The sequence below is a fragment of the Microlunatus spumicola genome (genome assembly GCF_039536445.1).
In the GTDB taxonomy this organism is placed as follows: domain Bacteria; phylum Actinomycetota; class Actinomycetes; order Propionibacteriales; family Propionibacteriaceae; genus Microlunatus; species Microlunatus spumicola.
On the sequence record NZ_BAAAYR010000004.1, the window covers coordinates 446,381 to 468,123 of the forward strand.

Below are 21,743 nucleotides of genomic sequence, written 5' to 3' on the forward strand. Positions count from 1 at the left end.
GACCCGCCGTGCCGAGCCTCTCCGCGTCCGTCCGCCAGGCCGTCGGGGCCTGGGTCACGCAGGACCCCGACCCGCAGACCCGCGCCGAGACCGAGCGCCTGGTCGCTGCGGCCGACGGCACCGACCCGCAGGAGGCCGCCGCGGCGCAGGCCGAGCTGACGGACGCGTTCAGCGGCCGGCTCGCCTTCGGCACGGCCGGGCTGCGGGGCCGCCTGGGTCCCGGCCCGAACCGCATGAACCGCGTCGTCGTCACCCAGGCCGCGGCCGGGCTCGCCGCCTACCTGCGCGACCAGGTGGAGCTGCGCCAGGAGTACGGCGCGAAGGTGCTCGTCGGGCACGACGCCCGGCACGGCTCGGCGCGCTTCGCCCGGGACACCGGCGAGGTGCTCGCGGCGGCCGGCTTCGAGGTGCTCGTCACCGACGGCCCCGTCCCGACGCCCGTCGTGGCCTTCGGGATCCGGCACCTCGGCTGCGTCGCCGGGGTCGTCGTCACCGCGTCGCACAACCCGGCGCAGGACAACGGCTACAAGGTCTACCTGGGCGACGGGTCGCAGATCGTCCCGCCGGCCGACGCCGAGATCGCCGCCCGCATCGACGAGGTCGCGCGCCACCCGCTCGGCCACGTGCCGCGCAGCGACGCGTACGAGCCGGCCGGACCCCACCTCCTCGACGCGTACGCCGCCCGCGCGGCCTCGCTGGTCCCGGCCGACGCGCCGCGCGAGCTGCGGTGGGCCTACACGCCGATGCACGGCGTCGGGGGCGACCTCGTCCTCGACCTCGTGGCGCGCGCCGGCTTCCCGGCTCCCGCGGTCGTCGCCGAGCAGGCCGAGCCGGACCCCGACTTCCCCACCGTCGCCTTCCCGAACCCCGAGGAGCCGGGCGCGATCGACCTCGCGCTCGCCCTCGGCGAGCAGGTCGACGCCGACGTCGTCGTGGCCAACGACCCCGACGCCGACCGGTGCGCGGTCGCCGCCCGCTTCCCCGGCGGCTGGCGGATGCTCACCGGCGACGAGCTCGGCGTCCTGCTCGGCGAGGACGCGCTGCGCCGCGGGACCGTCGGCACGTACGCGTGCTCGGTCGTCTCCAGCACGCAGCTCGCGACGGTCGCTGCGGCGTACGGGCAGCCGAGCACGACGACGCTGACCGGGTTCAAGTGGATCGGGCGCGTGCCCGGCCTCGCCTTCGGCTACGAGGAGGCGATCGGCTACTGCGTCGACCCGGAGGCCGTCCGCGACAAGGACGGCATGACCGCCCTGGTCCGGGTGCTGGCCCTGACCGCCGCGCTCAAGGCGGCCGGGACGACGGTCGCCGACCGGCTGGACGAGATCGCGACGACGTACGGCGTGGTCCTCACCGGCCAGCTCTCGGTGCGCGTCGACGACCTCGACGAGATCACCGCGGCGATGGCCCGCCTGCGCGCCCAGCCGCCCGCGACCCTCGCCGGGGAGCCGGTCGAGTTCACCGACCTCTCCGGCGGCCTGGGCGACCTGCCGCCGACCGACGCCGTCCGGCTCGAGGGCCCGACCGTCCGCGTCGTCGTGCGGCCGTCCGGCACCGAGCCCAAGCTCAAGGCCTACCTCGAGGCGCGCGTCCCGCTGGAGCAGACCGGGGGTCTCGCCGACGACCGTGCGCGGGCCGCGGAGACGCTGGCCCGGGTGCGGCAGGACACGGCGGAGGCCCTCGGCCTGTCCTGACCGGTCAGCGCCCGGCCGGCACGAGGTCCTCGACCGACGGCCGGTCCGCGTGGACCACCGTCGAGGTCCGACGGAACGGTGCGGCCAGGGTCGGCCAGACGCTGTGCCGGTTGACCACCAGCGCGACGGCGGCGAGCAGGACGTAGACCCCGGACAGGACCAGGCGACCGGTCGTGCCCGGCACCGCGAACTGCACCGCGAAGAGCGCGAGCAGCGTCCAGGCGGCCCACCGCGGGAAGCGCAGGGAGACCAGGACCGCGATGCCCATCAGGGTCTGCGCGACGGTCAGCGAGAACTCCTCGACCTGCCGGGCGTCCAGCACCAGGCTGGTCGAGCCGCCGCCGAACAGGTAGGCGACGGGCAGGCTCCCGACGAGCAGCGTCCACTGGTTGACCTTGGCCGACACGAGCAGGCCGAGGGCGGCGCCGCCCTTGCCTCGCAGCGCGAAGATCATCGCGATGATCAGCTCCGGCGCCTCCGACGACAGCGGCGCGAGCCACTGCACGAGCAGGAACTGGTCGATGCCGAGCGCCTGACCGCTCTCCACGAGAGCGTCCGCGAACGGTTCGGCCGACGCCAGGATGACCAGGGCGGCGACGACGAACATCGCCACCACGGCCGTCCGGCGCGTCCGGGTCGGCAGCGCGCCGATCCGCGCGGCCGGGCCGACGAGGTCGTGGTCGTCGTCGTCGGCCGAGGTGGCCATCCGGACGAGGTACCAGGCGAAGACGCCGAGCAGCACGAGGCCGAGGAGCAGGTGGATCTGGCCGGTCGCCGGCACGACGAGGGCGAGCAGCGAGGCCAGCGCGAGGAACCCGATATCGACGCGGTACGACGGGTCGAGCACCAGCTCCCGGACCGGGCGACCGGTCCTCCGCCGGGCCACGAACAGCGCGAGCAGCACGACGAGCGACCAGCCCAGCCCGAGCAGCAGGCGGTTGGAGCCGGTCATGTTCGCCGCGGCGAACTGCACGTACTCCGGGCGCGAGCCGGCGGTGTAGGCGAAGTAGAGGTCGACCGCGTACTCGGGCAGCACGGCGATGACCGCCAGGACGGCGATCGCGAGGCCGCCGGAGATGTCGACCTCCGCCGCCTCCGCCGCCCACGCCAGCACGAACGACGACGCCACCACGGCGACGCCGAAGACCAGCAGGGCCGGCCCGGGCTCGAGCTCCGTGCCGGACAGCCGCACCGCGACCGCGGGCACCGCCACGAGCAGGCAGAGCAGGACGGGTCGGAGGGCGCGCATGCCGACCAGCCTGCCAACGTTTCGTCAGTCGCGCAAGTGACGAACTCACGGGAGGGCTCGCACCAGCCGGGCGGGCGACCGGGGTGGCGGGCACAATGCCGGGGTGACGACCGAGCCCACCGGCGACCAGCTCGACGTCGCGGCCCGCACGTTCGCCCTGCTCGGCACCCCCGTACGGCTGCACCTCGTCGCCCTCGCGGCCGCCGGGGAGCACGACGTCGGGACCCTGTCGGAGAAGGCCGGGGTCAGCATCGCGACCGCCAGCCAGCACCTGGCCAAGCTGCGGCTGGCCGGGCTCGTCAGCGCACGGCGCGACGGCCGCCGGCAGATCTACACCGTCGACGACCCGCACGTCCTGACGCTGGTCCACCAGATCTTCGACCACATCGCCCCGGACGGCTCGCTGGCGCCCGACCCGCCCTTCCCGCTGGCCGACCCGCGCCCGGGCGCGACGGAGGGTTCGCCGTGACGCACGGGCGACCGAGGGGTTAACTCTCGTCGTCGTCCGCCTCGTCGGTCGATTTTCTCGCGCTGCTCTGGTCTGGCAGGATATCTTTCTGCCGTACGTGAACGAAGGAGCAGACATGGCTGAGCAGACCCGACTGACCCCCGCCGAGGTGCACGATGTGCTGGCGTCGCACCTGCTGACCGACCCGGCCGCCCTGGTCGTCGACCTGGAGCGCAGCCGCGGCTCGCGCATCGTCGACGCCCGTACGGGGCAGGGCTACCTCGACCTCTACACGTTCTTCGCCTCGTCGCCGCTGGGGTTCAACCACCCCGCGCTGGCCGACGACCCGGGCTTCGTCGCCGAGCTCGGCCAGGTCGCGCTGCACAAGCCGGCCAACCCGGACGTCTACAGCACCGCGTACGCCGACTTCGTCGCCACGTTCGCGCGGGTGCTGGGCGACCCGGCCCTGCCGCACCTCTTCTTCGTGGAGGGTGGCGCGCTCGCCGTCGAGAACGCGCTCAAGGTCGCGTTCGACTGGAAGAGCCGCTGGAACGAGTCCCACGGCCGCAGCCGCGACCTGGGCACCAAGATCATGCACCTGACGCGCGCCTTCCACGGCCGCAGCGGCTACACGATGTCGCTGACCAACACCGAGCCGAACAAGACCGACCGGTTCCCGAAGTTCGACTGGCCGCGCATCGACGTCCCGGCGATCCGCTTCCCGCTGGAGGACCACCTCGACGAGGTCGAGGCCGCCGAGGCCCGCGCGCTGGAGCAGGCCGAGCGGGCGTTCCAGGCGCACCCGCACGACATCGCGGCGTTCATCGCCGAGCCGATCCAGGGCGAGGGCGGCGACAACCACGTCCGTCCGGAGTTCTTCGCCCGGATGAAGCAGCTCGCGCACGACCACGACGCGCTGATGATCTTCGACGAGGTGCAGACGGGCGTCGGCACCACCGGCAGCGCGTGGGGCTACCAGCAGCTCGGCGTCACCCCCGACGTCGTCGCGTTCTCCAAGAAGGCGCAGGTCGGCGGGGTCATGGCCGGCGGTCGCGTCGACGAGGTCGAGCAGAACGTGTTCGTCGTCCCGGGCCGGATCAACTCGACCTGGGGCGGCGGGCTGGTGGACATGGTCCGCTCGCGCCGGATGCTCGAGGTCATGGAGTCTGAGGGCCTGTTCGAGAACGCCCGCGTCATGGGCGACCACCTGCTCGCCGGGCTGCAGCGCGTGGCCGCCGGTTCGACGCTGGTCGACAACCCCCGGGGCCGTGGCCTGTTCGCCGCCGTGGACCTCGCCGACCGCACCCTGCGGGACTCGGTCGTCGTCGACCTCTTCGAGTACGAGCACGTCGTCGCGCTGCCCTGCGGCGAGCGGTCCATCCGGTTCCGTCCGGCCCTTGTCGTCACCGCCGACGAGCTCGACGAGGCCGTCACCGCCCTCGAGCGTTCGGTGGCGCGGGTCTCCGCCGCCTGACCGCCGGAACGAGGAGAGTTGTGCACCGACTTCGGTGCACAACTCTCCTCGTTGTCTCCCGCGACGCCCTCAGGCCAGCTGCGGGAGCTTGGTGAGCGCCTTCGCGACCGAGGCCTGGAGGTCGGCGGACTCCCACCCGTGGTCCACGACGCGCCCGTGGAGGTAGGCGTCGTACGCGGGCAGGTCGAGGTGGCCGTGGCCGCAGAGCGCGGTGAGGATGACCTTCTCCTCGCCGGTCTCCTTGCAGCGCAACGCCTCCTCCACGACCGAGGCGAGGGCGTGGGTCGGTTCCGGGGCCGGCACGATCCCCTCCGTCCGCGCGAACAGCACCCCCGCGGCGAAGCACTCGGTCTGCGGCTTGGCCACGGCGGACAGCTCGCCGGTCTCGTAGAGGTGGCTGATCAGCGGGCTCATCCCGTGGTACCGCAGCCCGCCCGAGTGGATGGGGTCGGGGATGAAGTCGTGCCCGAGCGTGTGCATCTTCATCAGCGGCGTCATGCCCGCCGTGTCGCCGAAGTCGTACGCGTACGTGCCCTGGGTCAGCGACGGGCAGGCCTCGGGCTCGACGGCCAGGACCTGGGGGTTCATCCGCCCGGCCCAGCGTTCGCGCAGGAACGGGAAGGCCAGGCCGCCGAAGTTGGAGCCGCCGCCGGTGCACCCGACGAGCAGGTCGGGGGTCTCCCCCACCTTCGCCAGCTGGAGCAGCGCCTCCTCCCCGATGATCGTCTGGTGCATCAGCACGTGGTTCAGCACGCTGCCGAGCGCGTAGTTCGTCGTCGGGTCCTGCGCAGCGACCTCGACGGCCTCGCTGATGGCGATGCCCAGCGAACCGCTCGACGTGGGGTCGGCCGCGAGGATCGCCCGGCCGGCGGCCGTCAGCTCCGACGGGCTCGGGTGCACCGTCCCGCCGAACGTCTCGATCATCATCCGGCGGTAGGGCTTCTGGTCGAAGCTGGCCCGCACCTGCCAGACCTCGCACGCCAGGTCGAACTGGGCGCAGGCGAACGCCAGCGCGGTGCCCCACTGCCCGGCCCCCGTCTCGGTGCTCAGCCGCTTGATCCCGGCCTTGGCGTTGTAGTACGCCTGCGGGACCGCCGTGTTCGGCTTGTGCGAGCCGGCCGGCGAGACGCCCTCGTACTTGTAGTAGATCCGCGCCGGGGTGCCGAGGGCCTTCTCCAGGCGGTACGCCCGGAAGAGCGGGCTCGGCCGCCACAGCCGGTAGACGTCCTGGACCTCCTCGGGGATGTCGACGTACTGCTCGGTCGACACCTCCTGCGCGATGAGCTCCAGGGGGAAGAGCGGCGCGAGGTCCTCCGGCCCGATCGGCTGACCGGTGCCGGGGTGCAGCACCGGCGGCGGAGGGGTGGGCAGGTCGTGCAGCACGTTGTACCAGCGCGTCGGCATCTCGGACTCGTCGAGCCTGATCTGGTGCGGCGGGCGTGCGGCCATGGGATCTCCCGGTGTCGGTGCGCGCGGACGTACGGTGCCCGCACCCTAGAGCGGTCCCCGGGGGTCGGCCCCCGGGGGTGGGCGACCTAGGATCGTCAGATGACCACGTACGCCCCGCCGCCCCGCCAGGCGTCGGGTGAGGCCCGCGCCGAGGTCCCGCTGCCCGCCCACCTCTCGGGGGCGACGGCCGACGAGGCGACGCTGAAGCGCTTCCTCACCGGTCTGCCCGGGGTGGACCCGGTGGGGCTCGAGCTGCGGGCCGCGACGCTCGCCACGCGCTCCATCAAGAAGGCGTCCAAGCTGGCCGCCATCGACCTCGCCATCTCGATGGTGGACCTCACCACGCTCGAGGGCGCCGACACCCCGGGCAAGGTGCGGAACCTGGCCCGCAAGGCCCTGTCCCCCGACCCGGGGCGCCCGGGCACCCCGCGCGTCGCCGCCGTCTGCGTCTACCCCGACCGGGTCGCGACCGCGGCCGACGAGGTCGCCGGCAGCGGCGTGAAGGTCGCTTCCGTGGCCACGGCCTTCCCCTCCGGGCGGTCGAGCCTCGAGGTCAAGCTCGCCGACACCCGGCTCGCGCTGGAGTCCGGCGCGGACGAGATCGACATGGTCATCGACCGCGGCGCCTTCCTGGCCGGCCAGTACGGGCTCGTGCTCGAGCAGATCCGCGCGGTCAAGGCCGTCGTGGGCGAGGCGGGCGGCCGTGCCCGGCTCAAGGTCATCCTCGAGACCGGTGAGCTGGCCACGTACGACAACGTCCGTCGCGCCTGCTGGATCGCCCTGCTCGGCGGGGCCGACTTCCTCAAGACCTCCACCGGCAAGGTGTCCCCCGCCGCGACGCTGCCCGTCACCCAGGTGCTGCTGCAGGCCGTCCGGGACTGGCGCGACCAGACCGGGCAGCAGGTCGCGGTCAAACCGGCCGGTGGTATCCGGAACACCAAGGACGCGATCCGCCACCTCGTCGCCGTGAACGAGGTCGCCGGGCCCGAGTGGCTCGACCCGCACTGGTTCCGTTTCGGCGCGTCCTCGCTGCTCGACGACCTCGTCCTGCAGCGTCGCGCCCAGCTCGACGGGCACTACGCCGACCCCGCGACCGTCCCGCTCGACTGAGGGAGACACCCCCATGACCGCCCCCACCACGCCCGCCGCCGCGCTGAGCGACGGCTGGACGTACGCGCCCGCCCCGGAGTCCGCCGCGATCGCCGCCGTCAAGGACCGCTACCTGCCCTTCGTCGACGGCACCTTCGTCGAGGGCCACGGCGACGACGCCGAGACGTTCAACCCGGGCACCGCCGAGGTGCTGGCGACCGTGTCGCAGAGCACGACCGCCGACGTCGACACGGCCGTCGCGGCCGCGCGGCGGGCGTACGAGGACGTCTGGTCGCCGATGAGCGGCGCCGAGCGCGGCCGCTACCTGTTCCGGATCGCGCGCGGCCTGGCCGAGCGGGCCCGCGAGCTCGCCGTCCTCGAGTGCCTGGACAACGGCAAGCCGATCCGCGAGACGCGCGACTTCGACGTGCCGACGGCGGCGCAGCACTTCTTCTACCACGCGGGCTGGGCCGACAAGCTCGGTCACCTGGGCCTCGGCCCGGCGCCCCGGCCGCTCGGCGTCGCCGCCCAGGTCATCCCCTGGAACTTCCCGCTGCTCATGGCCGCGTGGAAGATCGCGCCCGCGCTGGCCGCCGGCAACACCGTGGTGATCAAGCCGGCCGAGACGACCCCGCTCTCGGTGCTCGTCCTCGCCGAGGTGATGGCCGACGCCGGCCTCCCGCCGGGCGTCGTCAACGTGGTCACCGGCGCCGGCGACGTCGGCTCCGCGCTGGTCAACCACCCCGGGGTCGACAAGGTCGCCTTCACCGGCTCGACCGCGGTCGGTCGCGGGATCCAGCACTCGCTCGCCGGGACCGGCCGACGCGTGACCCTGGAGCTGGGCGGCAAGGGCGCGAACATCGTCTTCGACGACGCCGCGCTGGACCAGGCCGTCGAGGGCATCGTCACCGGCATCTTCTTCAACGCCGGCCAGGTCTGCTGCGCGGGTTCGCGGCTGCTGGTCCAGGAGCCGGTGGCCGAGGAGCTGCTCGCCAAGCTCGAGGCCCGCGCCCAGACGCTGCGGGTCGGCGACCCGCTCGACAAGAACACCGACGTGGGCGCGATCAACTCGCCGCGGCAGAAGGCGAAGATCGACGAGCTCGTCGCCGCGGGCTCCGAGGACGGCGCGCACGTCTGGCGCTCGTCGTGCCCGGTCCCGGAGCGCGGCTGGTACGTCTCCCCCACGATCCTCACCGACGTCGCCGGCTCGTCGCGGGTGGTGCGCGAGGAGATCTTCGGCCCGGTGCTGACCGTCGAGACGTTCCGGACCCCGGACGAGGCGGTCGCCAAGGCGAACAACACCCCGTACGGGCTGTCGGCCGGCGTGTGGACCGAGAAGGGTTCGCGGGCGATGGCCATGGCCGGCGCGCTGAAGGCCGGCGTGGTCTGGGACAACACGTTCAACCGCTTCGACCCGACGGCCGCGTTCGGCGGGTTCAAGGAGTCCGGGTTCGGCCGCGAGGGCGGCCCGTCGGGCATGGCCGCCTACCTGGAGGAGCAGTCCTGATGAGCGCCGGAGAGAGCCGCCTCGGCGTGCCCAAGACCTACAAGCTCTACCTCGGCGGCGCGTTCCCGCGCTCGGAGTCCGGGCGGACGTACGTCGTCCGCGACGCGAAGGGCGCCTTCTGGGCCAACGCCGCGCTCGCCTCTCGCAAGGACGTCCGTGACGCGGTGGTCGCCGCGCGCAAGGGGTTCCGCTCCTGGTCGAAGGCCACGGCGTACAACCGCGGCCAGGTCGTCTACCGGATCGCCGAGATGCTCGACGGGCGCCGGTCCGACCTCGTCGACCTGCTCGTCACCGGCGGGGCTACCCGCGCCGCGGCCACGACCGAGGTCGACGCGAGCGTGGACCGGCTCGTGCACCACGCCGGCTGGACCGACAAGCTCGGCGCCGTCTTCGGCTCGACGAACCCGGTCTCCGCGCCGTACTTCTCGTACTCCTCGCCCGAGCCCACGGGCGTCGTCGGTGTGCTGGCCCCCTCGGGTTCGCCGCTGCTCGGCCTGGTCTCGGTGCTCGCCCCGGTCCTGGCGACGGGCAACGCGGCCGTCGTCGTCGCCGCTCAGCCGGACGCGTGCGTGGCGGTGACGTTCGCCGAGGTGCTGGCCACGTCCGACGTCCCGGCCGGCGCGGTCAACGTCCTCACCGGTTCCGTCGCAGAGCTGGCTCCCGTGCTCGCCGCGCACGGGGACGTCGACGCGCTCGACCTCACCGGCGCGCCGGCCGACCTGCGGGCCGACCTCGAGCGGGCGGCGTCCGACACGGTCAAGCGGGTCTACGTCCCGCGCGGCACGCCCGACTTCACCGCCGAGCCCGGCCTGGGCCGGCTGCGCGCGTTCCTGGAGACGAAGACCGTCTGGCACCCGACCGGCGCCCTCTCGATGTCCGGCGGCGGTGGTTACTGAGCTGATGGCCTCCGCTCCGCTCCGGCGCGGATCGCGCTCGAACCCGATGTCTTCCTCCTCGTTCGCGAACGAAGAAGCGTGTTCGCTCTCTCGTCGTCCAGACACCGGCGCGCGATCCGTCGATGGCTGAGGACGAAGAGATGGCCACCGCACGCTTGGTCCTGTTGGCTGGACCGTCCGGCAGCGGGAAGTCGCGGCTGGTCAACGCCGTGCGCTGCCCACGGGTGAACCTGGACGACTTCTACCGGGACGAGGACGACCCCGCGAACCCGCGCACGACGACGACGGTCGGGGCGGACGAGGCGCCGGCGGTCGACTGGGACGACGTCGGCAGCTGGGACGCCGACGCGGCCCTCGCCGCGCTGGTCTCGCTCTGCACGACGGGCGTCACCGAGGTCCCCACGTACGACATCTCGTCGAGCCGGCGCACCGGGACCCGGACGGTCGACCTCGGCGAGGCGCGGACGTTCGTGGCCGAGGGGCTCTTCGCGCCGGACCTCGTCCCGGCGGCCCGCGCGGCGGGGCTCGAGATGGACGCGATCTACCTCGACCGGCCGCGGCTGCAGACGCTGCTGTTCCGCTTCGTCCGCGACGTCTCCGAGCACCGCAAGCCGCTGCCCGTGCTGCTGCGCCGCGGCCTCGCGCTGTTCCGCGCCGAGCCGGCGCTCCGCACCCACGCCCTGACCTGCGGCTGCCGCCCCGTCAGCATGGCCGAGGCGTTCCGCGTGGTGCGCGGCACGCGGCTCTGACTCAGGGTGGACACCTGTGCACCGTGTTCGGTGCACAGGTGGTCACACTGACGCGGTCGCCTCGACGAGGTCCGGCGCAACGACGGTCCGGCGACCGAGCCGGCGCGCCAGCAGGGCCATCCCCACGAGGGCGAGCGTGCACAGCACGGCGGGCACGACGAAGACGCCGGGGACCCCGAGCACCGAGACGAACAGGCTGCCGAGGAGCCCGCCGACGGTGGAGGCGAAGAGAATCGAGCTCATGAACGTCGATGACGCGAGCCCCACGCCCGAGGGGTAGAGGTCCTGGGCGACGGACACGCCCAGCCCGGCCATCCCGGCCCACATCGCCGACAGCAGCACCTGCGCCACGACGAGGCCCACGACGCTCGTGCTGGTCGCGTAGCAGAGGTGCGCGGCGATGGCGCAGACCGTGCCGGCCATGACGATCTTCATCGGGCCGTGGCGCCCGGCGAGCCGGGCGGCCAGCGGCATCAGCGCGAGCTCGCAGACCGGTTGGAGCGCGATGACCCCGCCGCTCACGGCGGCGGGCAGGTGCAGCTGCTGGCTCATGTAGAGCGGCAGGTAGGCGAACTTCACGGTGTCCCCGCAGGCCGCGACGGTCACGAGCGCGCAGAAGGACAGCAGCGGCAGCAGGGCACGCCGGGAACCGACCGTCGGGCGTCGGTCACCGGGGGTCGGGACGGCAGCCGCCGCGACGAAGCGCGGTGCCTTCACCCCGATCATCGGCACGAGCTGCAGGGCGGAGAGGGCCGCGGTGAGGAGCATGACCGTGCGCAGCCCGAAGAACCCGCCCGCCAGCGAGCCCACGACGGGGCCGAGGACCCAGCCCAGCGTGAAGCCCATCCGGACGGTGGAGATGAGCTCGACGTCCATCCCGCTCGGGCGGCGGTTCAGCTCGTCGCGCACGGCCGCGTACACCTGGGCACCGGCGGCGCCGGCGACGCCGAGGGCCACGACGCTGATGACGAACGGCATCCACAGCTGCGTCGCGAGGCCCATGGCGGTCCAGCCGGCCGCCCCGACGAGCGCGCCGATCCGGAACAGCCGGAGCCGGTCCGGCTGACGGTCCGAGAGCCGGCCGAGGGCGAAGCCGACCACCGGGGCCGTCACGTTGGTCAGGTAGTAGAGGCCGGCCTGCGGCAGCGTCGCGCCGAGGTCGGTGACGAAGAAGGTGGTGAGCTGCGGCACGGCGACCGAGGTCGCCATGCCCGAGAGCAGCAGGGCGAGCAGCGCCGAGCGGTAGAAGCGGTCGCGCAGGACGAGCGCGAGCGGGAGCCGGTTGGACGTGCGGGTGGGCGTGCGTGCAGCAGACGTGGTCGTGTCTCGATCGTGGTTGACGGGAGGGCCGGCACGCCGTCATCGCCGCGACCTGGTCGCCCGAGACCGGCAGGTGCTTAGCCGGACTCTCTTAAACGTTTTACCACACCACGCCAGCCCCGCACGCGCACCCGGACCCGCTCCCGCCCTGGTCAGGCCCGTCGCAGCCGCACGGCGCCCTTCGCGGTCGAGGGGTCGACCACCCGGCCCTGCTGCACCATCTCTGCGACCCCCGCCGCGACGAGACGACGGGCGGCGCGGCGGGCCGGTTCGTGCAGCGTCTCCCCCGCCGTCGGGTCCACGCAGCGCGCGGCGTCGTCCGGGTCCACCCCCTGCCGGCCGGCCTTCTCGACCAGGGCACGGAGCAGCGCCTCGAGCCGGACGTCGACCGACGTCAGCTTGCGCCTCCGGCAGGCGTCGCTGCAGTAGCGGACGTCGTCCCAGTTCTTGGCCCACTTCGCCCGCCACTCGATACGGCGCCCGCAGCTCGCGCAGGTCTTGTCGGGGGGCGGCACGCACCCAGTGTGCTTCGCGGCCCGAGGCCCCCGCCACGGTCCGCGCCCGATCGCACCGCCAGTCCGGGCGAGCAGGCCGGCGACGGGGGCCAGGAGGTGCGCCACCGCCGCCGGAGCTGCCCGCGACGTCAGGCCAGTCGTGCCCGGGCCGAGACCTGCGCGACGTGCTGAGCGACCTTCTTCTGCGCCGAGCTCGTCACCTTGGCGAGGCCCGGCCCGTTGTTCGAGATCGTGTCGAAGTCGACCAGGACGGTCAGGCCGGTGACGTCGAGCTTCAGGTGGGTCGTCGCGCTGGCGTAGATCCGGACCGCGGAGGTCTTCTCCACCACGCCCAGCTCGACGTACGTGCCCGTGGCCACGGTGCGGCCCTTGTCGAAGGGCAGCGTGGCCACCTTGGGGGGCTTGGGGCCGGGAGGACAGACGACGAGGCTGCCCGCGCTGCTGGAGCCGAGCGCGGTCAGGGTGAGGTGCGCCGCGATCGCCAAGAAGGGCGTCACCTCCGTCGGCAGGAGGGCGACGTCGATCCACGCCCCCTTCCGCAGCCGGCCCTTCGAGTCGAAGGCGTCCGTGGAGGTCGCGACGATGCTCTCCCGGGTGGCGGAGTCCTTGGTGTTCAGGACCCGTCCCGCGAGGAACGGGATGGTGAGCGGCAGGGTCGACAGGTCGTACGTCGTCAGCACCTCGGCGGTGACGCCCTCGTCGCCGTCGTCGACACCGACGACCAGGCCGCGGGGGCCCGCGGCCAGCCCGCCGACCGGCAGGTCGTCCGGGAGGCCGGACGCCGGCGTGAGCAGCAGCGCGGCACCCGACGGGTTGGTCAGCGTGAGGGCGGCCGCGGACGAGCTGCCCGGGTCCAGCACCACCGTGGTCGTCGTCGTGCTGCTGGACGACTGGCCGAGCAGGACGGCCTCACCGGGATCGGCCGACGCGGGCAGGGCGCTCGTGGCGGTCGCCGCGACGGCGCCGCCGGCGGCCGCGGCGAGCAGCGCGCTGCCGCGGAGGAAACGGCGTCGCTGGAGGACGGCCTCGTCGGACGGGGTGATGGGGTCGGTCACGGGTGCTCCTCGGGGGTAGGGGCGGAGGTCGTCGGCGACCTCGTCGCGACGACCCTAAGAGGATCTTCAGTTTTCCGCTGGCGTTCGGCGGAATCCGCTCCGAGGGGCGCGCGCACCCCTCGTCGTCCACCTGCTGCGAGGATGCGGGCGTGCGGGTTGCGGTCCTGGGAACAGGTGTCATGGGCGTCGGGATGGTGCGGTCGCTGCGGCGGGCCGGCATCGAGGTGAACGCGTGGAACCGCACGCGGGACAAGGCCGAGCCGCTGGCGCAGGACGGGGCGCGGGTCTGCGGCTTCGCCGCCGAGGCCGTCGCCGACGCCGACGTGGTCGTGGTGATGCTGTTCGACACCGACGCGGTGCTCGCGGTGCTGACCGAGGCGCTGCCCGCCGTGCAGGACGGCGCGGTGTGGGTGCAGTCGAGCACGATCGGGCTCGAGGGGACGGCGCAGGCCGCCGACCTGGCCAGCCGCTACGGCGCGCCGTTCGTGGACGCCCCCGTGCTGGGCACCAAGCAGCCGGCCGAGCAGGGGACGCTGGTGTTCCTGGCCGCCGGGGCCGAGGAGCTGCGCGAGCGGGTCGCCCCGGCCTTCGACGCCATGGGGTCCAAGACCATCTGGGTGGGCGAGGAGCCGGGTCGCGGCTCGGCCCTCAAGCTCGTCTGCAACGCCTTCGTCGGCACCCTGACGGCGGCGATCGGCCAGTCCGTCGGCCTGGCGCACCAGCTCGGGATCGACCCGCAGCTGTTCCTCGACGCCCTCGACGGCGGGGCGAGCGACTCGCCGTACGTGCACGTCAAGGGCGCGATGATGCTGAGGGGTGAGTACCCGCCGTCCTTCGCGCTGGACGGCGTCCGCAAGGACCTGGGGCTCATCCGCGAGGCCGAGCTGGCCTCCGGCACGAGCACGACGCTGACCGAGGCCGCGCTGGCCTGCTACGACGCGGCCGCGGCGCAGGGGCACGGTTCCGAGGACATGGCCGCCGTGATGACGGCGTTCCGCGAGGCCTGAGGCGCTGGGCGCCGCCGCCCGACGGACGGCGTTGCGGAAACGGCCCCTGAGCCTGTCGAGGGGCCACGGAGTGGTCGGCCTGCACGCTCAGCCGACCTCTGCGAGGCCCTTCGACAGGCTCAGGGGGCGTTCTGGGCTCAGGGGGCGTTCTGGCTCAGCGGGCGCTCCGGCTCAGCGGGCGTTCTCGCTCAGCTGTCGGCAGCGGTGAGGACCGTCGCCTGCTCGCGCAGGGTCTCGGGCTCGGGCTCCGCGTCGAGGTGGGCCAGGGAACGACGCCCGAGCAGCAGCACGCCGATCGAGACGACGAGGGCGACGGCGCCGACCGCGTACGGGGCGGCGGGGCTGAGCCCTGCGGACAGCACGCCCGCGAGCGCCGGGGCGATGGCGCCGCCGACGAAGCGGATGCCCGAGTAGGTCGACGAGGCGACCGCCCGCGGCAGCTCCGTCGCCTCCATGACCGACTCGGTGAGGACCGTGTTCATCACGCCGAGGAAGAGCCCGCCGCCGATGGTGCAGCCGACGAGGACCCAGAAGCGGTCGCCCAGCAGGGCCATCGCCGCGAGGTCGAGCGCCAGCAGCAGGAGCATCGCGTAGAGGGTGCGCTGCCGCCCGAAACGTGCGGTCAGGCGGGGCGCCACGAACACCGAGGTGATCGCCACGCAGAGGCCCCACCCGCAGAAGATCAGCCCGAGCTGGTGCGCGCCGAAGTCGGCGTAGCCCGACGCCCGAGCGGCGGTCTCCAGCGGGAACGGGGTGTAGGCGAGGAGGGTGAAGAAGCCGAAGTTGTAGAACAGCGCGGCCAGGCCGAGCGTGAGCAGCGCGCGGTGCTTGAGCGCGCGGAACGTCGCCGAGAGCGGCACACGGGTCGTCGGGGTCGGGATCTTCCCGAGGAGCACGACGATGGCCAGGAGGCCGATCGCCATCAGCACGGCGGTGCCGAAGAACGGCCCGCGCCAGCTGATGCTGCCCAGCGCCCCACCCAGCAGCGGTCCGATCGCGATGCCGAGGCCCAGCGCGGCCTCGTACAGGATGATCGCGCGGTCCGCTCCCCCGCTGGCCGCCCCGACGATCGTGGCGAGCGCGGTGGAGATGAACAGGGCGTTCCCGAGGCCCCAGCCCGCGCGGAACCCGATCACCTCGTTCACCGAGCCGCTCGCCCCCGCCAGCGCGGCGAAGACGACGATCAGCGCGAGGCCCACGAGCAGCGTGGGCTTGGCGCCGATGCGGCTGGAGACGAAGCTGGTGAAGAACATCGCCAGCCCGGTGACGAGCAGGTAGCTGGTGAACAGCAGCTCCGTCTCCGCGGTCGTGGCGCCGAGCTCGGCGCTGATCGCCGGCAGGATCGGGTCGACGAGCCCGATGCCCATGAAGGCGATCACGCACGCGAACGCCACGGCCCAGACCGACTTCGGCTGGCGCAGGATGCTGGTGGGCGCCTCGGCGCCCCTCGTCGTCGTGTGGGTGGCCACTCGACCTGACCTCGTTCCGCCGCTGACCGCGGCCCTCGTCCGTTCCGTCCGGGCCGCTCCGCCCAGACCTTTGCTTAGCACTGCTATGTAAATAGTAGCGCACAGGTCCCCCACAGGACAACGCGGTGCGGGTCCGTACGCCCCTGCCGGACGGGCGAGGCCCGGCCTCCCCGATCATGGGGCGGTGCCGTCCCCCGCCTCGCTCGCCGACCTCGTGAACCGTCTGTCCGCCCGTCAGGACGCGATGGTTGACCTGCTCGGGGCGCTGGTGACGAGCGAGTCCCCGTCCGACGACCCGGCGCTGCTGGCCGCCACCACCGACCTGGTCGCCGAACGCGGCCAGGCGCTGCTCGGGCGGGCGCCGGAGCGGCTGGCAACCACCGGGGCACCGGCGCTGCGCTGGTCGCTGCCCCCGACGCCGGACGTCGCGGACGACGTGGGGGACGCCGTCAGACCGGTGGTCCTGCTCGCGCACCTGGACACGGTCTGGCCGGCCGGGACCACCGAGCGCTGGCCGTTCTCGGTCGAGGGCGACCACGCCACCGGGCCGGGGACCTTCGACATGAAGGCCGGGCTGGTGCAGGCGCTGTTCGCCCTGGCCGAGCTCGACGACTCCGGGCTGGCGCACCCCGAGGTCGTCCTGCTGGTCACCGCCGACGAGGAGATCGGCTCCCCCGCCGGGCGCGCTCTCGTCGAGGACGCCGCGCAGGGCGCCCGCGCGGTTTTGGTGCTCGAGGCGTCGGCGCCGTGCGGCGCCCTCAAGGTCGCGCGCAAGGGCGTCGGGAACTACTGGCTGCACGTGACCGGCCGGGCAGCGCACGCCGGCCTCGAGCCCGAGCTCGGCGTCAACGCTCTCGTCGCCGCCGCCGGCCTGGTGCTCGAGCTCGCCGGCCTGGCCGACGCCGCCGCGGGCACGACGGTGACCCCGACCCTGGCCCGGGCCGGCAGCGCGCAGAACACGGTCCCCGCGTCCGCCTCGGTCGCCGTCGACGTACGGGCGGCCAGCACGGCCGAGCAGACCCGGGTGGACGACGCCCTGCGCGCCCTGACCGTGGAGGGCGGGGCGACCGTACGCGTGGAGGGCGGGATCAACCGCCCACCCCTGGAGGAGGCCCTGGCCACCGACCTCCTCGCGCTGGCCCGGCGTGCGGCCGCAGGCTGCGGGCTCGCGCCGCCCGACGCCGCCCGGGTCGGGGGCGGCTCGGACGGGAACTTCACCGCGGCGCTCGGGGTGCCGACGCTCGACGGGCTCGGAGCCGTGGGCGGCGGGGCGCACGCGGAGGGCGAGCACGTGCTCGTCTCCACGATGCCCGAGCGGGCGGCGCTGCTCGCGGCGCTGGTCGTCGAGCTGGCGGAGGATCAGGCCTGAACGCTGCCGCGGCCGGCGCCGTCGCCCGGGGCGGACGTCACCAGGGGGCGCGGACCTTGTCCACGGCGATCGTGACGACGAGCCGGACGCTCGGCCGGCCGCCGTAGTTCTGGTACGGGCCGCCCGTGTAGCGCTGCGAGAGCAGCTCGATGTGCTCCCAGCCGCCCTCGGCGGTGATGTCGACGACGTGACCGCGGACCTCGAAGTAGCGGCTGACGTCGTTCGGGTCGCAGATGTTCAGCGAGACCCGCGGGTCGCGGCGGAGGTTCCGCACCTTCTGGAAGCCCTCGACCGTGTTGATCACGACGTGCTCGCCGTCGGTGTCGACCCAGGTCTCCGTCAGCTGCGGCGAACCGTCGGGCATCACGGTGGCGACGAAGCAGGGCGCGGCGCCGCGCAGGAGGGCGAGCAGGGCGTCGGGCAGGGCGTCGGGCAGGGGCGAGGACACGTCGGTGGTCACATAGCCACCGTACGAGTCCTCGCCTCGCGCCGTCGGCGTCGACCGCTACCGGTCGGCGCCCGGAGGCACGCCCTAGCCCATCACCAGGCCCTCGATGTCGTGCTTCTGCACGATCGGCACGAGCTCGTCGACCACGCGGGCGTGCAGGTGTCGGCGCAGCTCGGGCGGCAGGGCGTCGTGGTAGGCCTTCGTGACCATCATGTCGTGCAGCTCGTCGTGGCCGGCGCCGGGCGCGTCGACCCCGAGGACGACGACGGGGCGGGCCAGCTCGGAGCGGTTCGCGGTGCCGCGGTGGATCGTGAGCGCGGAGCGGGCCGAGATGTCGCCGCGCCGGGGCAGCTTGTAGACGCTGCCCGCCTCGTAGCGCGGCCACTCCGAGCGGTCCGGGAACTGCTGGTGGTCGAACTCGAGCCCGGTCTCGAACTGGGTACCCAGCGAGATGTTGAAGGGGCCCATGTCCTCGGTCGTGTCGACCGTCGTGACGTTGAAGGCGAGCGACGTGAGCCGGCCCTGCTCGTACGTCTCCGGCGGCGACGGGAAGTCCCGGTGCCACGGCTGGTCCTTGGCGCCCGCGAACGGGATGTCGAAGCCGATCTCGACGATCTCGTAGTCCGGGCCCAGCACGGTCTCGCAGACCTTCGTCACCCACGGGTGCGTCACGAGGTCGACGAACCCGCTCAGCTGCTCGGGGTGGACCTCGACGTAGAAGCGGTTCGGCCCGCGGCTCACCGCCCCGCCCTCGCGCTGCCGCGCCTCCTCGAACGCGGCCAGCACGTCCTCGTTCAGCCGGTCGACCCACGCGGTCGGGAACGCCCCCTTGCGCGCGACGATCCCGTCGCCGTAGAGCGCCTCGACGGCCTCCCGGGCCTCGTCGTCGAGCCCCTCGATCGACGGGGCCTGCCTGGTCTGAGCGACGTCGGTCATGCGCCTGATTTTAGGACGCCACCCCGTACGCGGGGGTGCGCCCCCACCCCTGCGTACGCCGTCGGCCCGGGTCTGGCGCGCTGGCGGGGGGTTCAGTCACAGGAGTTTCACGTTTACGTGAAAGACCGGTACTGACCACGGCAGATCTGCCGTGGTCAGTACGGGAGTTTCACGTAAACGTGAAAGTCCTGAGGCCGGTGGGACGCGCCCCAAGGGAGCCTCAGACGGAGTTCAGGCGTCCAGGCGGGCGAAGTCGGGGCCGGTGCGGCCGAGCTCCTCGTCCAGCTTGGTGAACAGCGGCGTGGGCTTGACCAGGGGCGTCCCGGGGACGATCGGGCGGCTCGCCCAGACGGCCTGCTCGTTGGCGTAGTCGCCCATCAGCACCGGGTAGTCCGGCCCGCCCTCCTCGCTGACCGTGCGGATCTCGGGCTGCGCGGCCCAGACGCCCTCGCCGCCGAGGGCCTCGAAGACCTTCTGCGCGGCGTGCGGCAGGAACGGGGTCAGCAGCGTGTTGGCGTCGGAGACGACCTGGAGCGCCGTGTGCAGGACGGTGTCGCGGCGGGCGGGGTCGTCCTTGAGCTTCCACGGCTCGGTCTCGGACAGGTAGCGGTTGGCCGACTGCACCAGCCGCATCGCCTCGCTGATCGCCTGCTTGAACCGGCTCCGCTCGAGCAGCGCGCCGACGGTCGCGTACGACTCGGCCGCCGTGGCCAGCAGGGCGCGGTCGACGTCGGCCAGCTCGCCCGGCTCGGGGATCCCGCCGTTGTTCTTCCAGGCCAGCGAGATCGAGCGGTTGACCAGGTTGCCCCACTCGTTCGCGAGCTCGAAGTTGGTGCGGCGCACGAACTCCTCCCACGTGAAGTCGGAGTCGGTGTTCTCCGGCCCGGCGACGGCGATGAAGTAGCGCAGCGCGTCCGGGCCGAACTCCCGGATGAAGTCGCCGACGTAGATCACCTGGCCGCGGCTCGTCGAGAACTTCGACCCGCTCATGGTCAGGAACTCGCTGGAGACGATCTCGCTCGGCAGGTTCAGCACGCCGAGGTCCCCCGGAACGCCGCCGTGGTCGCCCTGCCCGTTCTGCCCGAGCAGGATCCCCGGCCAGATGACCGAGTGGAAGACGATGTTGTCCTTGCCCATGAAGTAGTAGCTCTGGGCCTCCGGGTCGGACCACCACAGCCGCCAGGCCTCGGGGTCGCCGGACCGCTTGGCCCACTCGATAGCGGCCGAGAGGTAGCCGATCACCGCGTCGAACCACACGTAGAGCTTCTTCATCGGCTGGTCGCGCCACCCGTCGAGCGGGATCGGCACGCCCCAGTCGATGTCGCGCGTGATGGCGCGCGGCTTGAGCTCGGCGATGAGGTTCTCGCTGAACTTGAGCACGTTGGGACGCCAGTCGGTCCGCGTCTCGAGCCACGCGCTGAGCGAGCCGGCCAGCGACGGCAGGTCGAGGAAGAAGTGCTCGGTCTCGACGAACTCGGGCGTCTCGCCGTTGATCTTGGACCGCGGGTCGATCAGGTCGATCGGGTCGAGCTGGTTGCCGCAGTTGTCGCACTGGTCCCCGCGGGCGTTGCCGTAGCCGCAGATCGGGCAGGTGCCCTCGATGTAGCGGTCGGGCAGCGTGCGGCCGGTCGACGGGCTGATCGCGCCCATCTGCACGCGCGCGACGACGTAGCCGTTGCGGTGCAGCGCGCTGAAGAGGTCCTGCACGACGGCGTAGTGGTTCAGCGTCGTGGTGCGGGTGAAGAGGTCGTACGACAGCCCGAGGCCCTGCAGGTCCTCGACGATGACGCGGTTGTACTTGTCCGCCGCCTCGCGGTTGGTCAGCCCCTCGCGCTCGGCCTGGACGCCGATCGGCGTGCCGTGCTCGTCCGTGCCCGACACCATGAGCACGTCGTGCCCGCTCATCCGCATGAAGCGGCTGAACACGTCGGAGGGGACACCGAAACCGGAGACGTGACCGATGTGTCGGGGGCCGTTCGCGTACGGCCAGGCGACAGCGGTCAGGATGCGAGCCACGACCGTCGAGCCTAGTCGCCGCGGGAGGTCGTCAGCCCGACGTCCCGGCAGCGGCCGCCGCGGCCTCGAGGCGACCGGCCCAGGTGCGGAGCCGTTCGGCCAGCTCTGGCGGTTCGAGGACCCGGAACGGCGCGGCGGTCAGGCCCAGCGTCAACACCGCGCCGTCGAGGCTGTCGGTCTCCATCCGGAACGTGCAGGTGGTCGCCGTGCGCACCTCGGCCCGCGCCCACCCGCCGACGCGCGGAGCCACCTCCGCCGCGGGCGCGTCGACCACGGCCTCCACCGCGTACGTCCCCGCCCCGCGCGCCCCCGCGCCCTGCACCCCGGTCAGGACGAACGCGGCGACGTCGTCGAAGGGCGGGGTACGCGGCGCGAACGGCACCCCCGTCCCCTCGGCCCCGGTGATCCGGTCGATGCGGAACGTCCGCCAGGCCGCCCGGTCGAGGTCGTAGCCGACGAGGTACCAGCGGCGCCCCAGGGGAACGAGACGGAACGGCTCCAGCCGCCTCGGGCCGGCCCGGCCCGAAGAGCCGCCGTACGGGGTCCGGTAGTCGAACCTGATCCGCTCCCCGTCGCGGCATGCCAGGGCGAGGACGGCGAGGACCTGGTGGTCCAGGCGCTCGGTGGGTTCGTCGCCCCAGCGGGCCGGCGTGGTGGCGGCCTGGACCGCGTCGAGGCGGAGGCGCAGCCGACGCGGCATCACCTGCACGACCTTGGTGAAGGCCCGGACGGCCGCATCCCCGCCGCCGCCGGTGACCAGCTGCGACTGGATCGCCACCGCCAGCGCCATCGCCTCCTCGTCGTCGACGACCAGCGGCGGCAGCGCGGTCCCGGCCGCGAGCGCGTACCCGCCCTCGACCCCGGGCGCCGCGTCCACCGGGTAGCCGAGCTCGCGCAGCCGGTCCACGTCGCGCCGCAGCGTGCGCGGGGAGACGTCCAGCTCCGCGGCCAGCTGCGGGCCCGGCCACCAGCGCCGCGCCTGCAGCAGCGACAGCAGCCGGAGGGTGCGCGAGCTGGTGTTGGCCACGGCCCGATTCTGCCCGCCATCGCGGA

The 21,743-nt window shown here is 73.3% G+C and carries 19 protein-coding genes; 9 read left to right on the forward strand and 10 right to left on the reverse strand.

The window, feature by feature from the left end:
- Positions 1 to 8: 8 nt before the first annotated feature.
- Positions 9 to 1,694, forward strand: a complete 1,686-nt coding sequence (locus tag ABD665_RS15175) for a phosphohexomutase domain-containing protein (RefSeq protein ID WP_204913468.1) — start codon at positions 9 to 11, stop codon at positions 1,692 to 1,694.
- Between the two features lie 4 nt (positions 1,695 to 1,698).
- On the opposite strand, the gene ABD665_RS15180 is transcribed toward ABD665_RS15175, so the two are convergent.
- Positions 1,699 to 2,943 carry a sodium:proton exchanger gene (locus ABD665_RS15180; protein ID WP_204913469.1) on the reverse strand — a complete coding sequence of 415 codons (1,245 nt, stop codon included), beginning with the start codon at positions 2,941 to 2,943 and terminating at the stop codon, positions 1,699 to 1,701.
- A gap of 103 nt (positions 2,944 to 3,046) precedes the next feature.
- Here ABD665_RS15180 and ABD665_RS15185 point away from each other — a divergent pair, with 103 nt between their 5' ends.
- Entirely contained in the window at positions 3,047 to 3,412 is a 366-nt protein-coding gene (locus ABD665_RS15185) for a metalloregulator ArsR/SmtB family transcription factor (protein WP_204913470.1), read from the forward strand.
- Between the two features lie 115 nt (positions 3,413 to 3,527).
- Complete coding sequence (gene lat, locus ABD665_RS15190) at positions 3,528 to 4,865, forward strand: L-lysine 6-transaminase (protein WP_204913471.1); 1,338 nt, start codon at positions 3,528 to 3,530, stop codon at positions 4,863 to 4,865.
- A gap of 69 nt (positions 4,866 to 4,934) precedes the next feature.
- On the opposite strand, the gene ABD665_RS15195 is transcribed toward lat, so the two are convergent.
- Positions 4,935 to 6,314, reverse strand: coding sequence for a TrpB-like pyridoxal phosphate-dependent enzyme (locus ABD665_RS15195; protein ID WP_204913472.1), 1,380 nt, complete (start codon positions 6,312 to 6,314; stop codon positions 4,935 to 4,937).
- 99 nt (positions 6,315 to 6,413) lie between these two features.
- On the opposite strand from ABD665_RS15195, the gene deoC reads away from it, so the two are divergent.
- The 4 genes from deoC to ABD665_RS15215 all read left to right on the forward strand — a co-directional run bounded on the left by deoC (position 6,414) and on the right by ABD665_RS15215 (position 10,555).
- On the forward strand, positions 6,414 to 7,424 hold the full coding sequence (deoC, locus tag ABD665_RS15200; protein WP_204913473.1) for a deoxyribose-phosphate aldolase: 1,011 nt from the start codon (positions 6,414 to 6,416) through the stop codon (positions 7,422 to 7,424).
- A 13-nt stretch (positions 7,425 to 7,437) separates the two neighbouring features.
- The gene (locus ABD665_RS15205) at positions 7,438 to 8,910 is read left to right on the forward strand and encodes an aldehyde dehydrogenase family protein (protein ID WP_204913474.1); all 1,473 of its coding nucleotides are present in this window, start codon (positions 7,438 to 7,440) and stop codon (positions 8,908 to 8,910) included.
- Positions 8,910 to 9,806, forward strand: coding sequence for an aldehyde dehydrogenase family protein (locus ABD665_RS15210; protein WP_204913475.1), 897 nt, complete (start codon positions 8,910 to 8,912; stop codon positions 9,804 to 9,806). The genes ABD665_RS15205 and ABD665_RS15210 overlap by 1 nt, the downstream gene beginning before the upstream one ends.
- A 140-nt stretch (positions 9,807 to 9,946) precedes the next feature.
- The gene (locus ABD665_RS15215) at positions 9,947 to 10,555 is read left to right on the forward strand and encodes a uridine kinase (protein ID WP_344742490.1); all 609 of its coding nucleotides are present in this window, start codon (positions 9,947 to 9,949) and stop codon (positions 10,553 to 10,555) included.
- 42 nt (positions 10,556 to 10,597) lie between these two features.
- Here the strand turns inward: ABD665_RS15215 and ABD665_RS15220 are convergent, their stop codons facing one another.
- The 3 genes from ABD665_RS15220 to ABD665_RS15230 form a co-directional block, all read right to left on the reverse strand.
- A complete protein-coding gene (locus ABD665_RS15220; RefSeq protein WP_344742586.1) occupies positions 10,598 to 11,815 on the reverse strand; it encodes an MFS transporter in 1,218 nt (405 codons plus the stop codon).
- A gap of 212 nt (positions 11,816 to 12,027) precedes the next feature.
- Positions 12,028 to 12,390 carry a DUF2256 domain-containing protein gene (locus tag ABD665_RS15225; RefSeq protein ID WP_344742491.1) on the reverse strand — a complete coding sequence of 121 codons (363 nt, stop codon included), beginning with the start codon at positions 12,388 to 12,390 and terminating at the stop codon, positions 12,028 to 12,030.
- A gap of 128 nt (positions 12,391 to 12,518) precedes the next feature.
- Complete coding sequence (locus tag ABD665_RS15230) at positions 12,519 to 13,445, reverse strand: hypothetical protein (RefSeq protein WP_344742492.1); 927 nt, start codon at positions 13,443 to 13,445, stop codon at positions 12,519 to 12,521.
- Positions 13,446 to 13,594: 149 nt separating this feature from the next.
- On the opposite strand from ABD665_RS15230, the gene ABD665_RS15235 reads away from it, so the two are divergent.
- Positions 13,595 to 14,452: an NAD(P)-binding domain-containing protein gene (locus ABD665_RS15235; protein WP_204913477.1), complete on the forward strand. Its 858-nt coding sequence runs from the start codon at positions 13,595 to 13,597 to the stop codon at positions 14,450 to 14,452.
- A gap of 188 nt (positions 14,453 to 14,640) precedes the next feature.
- Here ABD665_RS15235 and ABD665_RS15240 read toward each other — a convergent pair whose 3' ends face one another.
- The gene (locus tag ABD665_RS15240; protein ID WP_204914964.1) at positions 14,641 to 15,876 is read right to left on the reverse strand and encodes an MFS transporter; all 1,236 of its coding nucleotides are present in this window, start codon (positions 15,874 to 15,876) and stop codon (positions 14,641 to 14,643) included.
- Between the two features lie 229 nt (positions 15,877 to 16,105).
- On the opposite strand from ABD665_RS15240, the gene ABD665_RS15245 reads away from it, so the two are divergent.
- Positions 16,106 to 17,290 carry a M20/M25/M40 family metallo-hydrolase gene (locus ABD665_RS15245; RefSeq protein ID WP_344742493.1) on the forward strand — a complete coding sequence of 395 codons (1,185 nt, stop codon included), beginning with the start codon at positions 16,106 to 16,108 and terminating at the stop codon, positions 17,288 to 17,290.
- 37 nt (positions 17,291 to 17,327) lie between these two features.
- On the opposite strand, the gene ABD665_RS15250 is transcribed toward ABD665_RS15245, so the two are convergent.
- The 4 genes from ABD665_RS15250 to ABD665_RS15265 form a co-directional block, all read right to left on the reverse strand.
- Entirely contained in the window at positions 17,328 to 17,750 is a 423-nt protein-coding gene (locus ABD665_RS15250; RefSeq protein ID WP_344742494.1) for a PPOX class F420-dependent oxidoreductase, read from the reverse strand.
- 72 nt (positions 17,751 to 17,822) lie between these two features.
- Complete coding sequence (locus tag ABD665_RS15255) at positions 17,823 to 18,674, reverse strand: phytanoyl-CoA dioxygenase family protein (protein ID WP_204913478.1); 852 nt, start codon at positions 18,672 to 18,674, stop codon at positions 17,823 to 17,825.
- A gap of 231 nt (positions 18,675 to 18,905) precedes the next feature.
- Complete coding sequence (metG, locus tag ABD665_RS15260; protein ID WP_204913479.1) at positions 18,906 to 20,690, reverse strand: methionine--tRNA ligase; 1,785 nt, start codon at positions 20,688 to 20,690, stop codon at positions 18,906 to 18,908.
- Between the two features lie 31 nt (positions 20,691 to 20,721).
- A complete protein-coding gene (locus tag ABD665_RS15265) occupies positions 20,722 to 21,717 on the reverse strand; it encodes a WYL domain-containing protein (RefSeq protein WP_204913480.1) in 996 nt (331 codons plus the stop codon).
- Between the last annotated feature and the right edge of the window lie 26 nt (positions 21,718 to 21,743).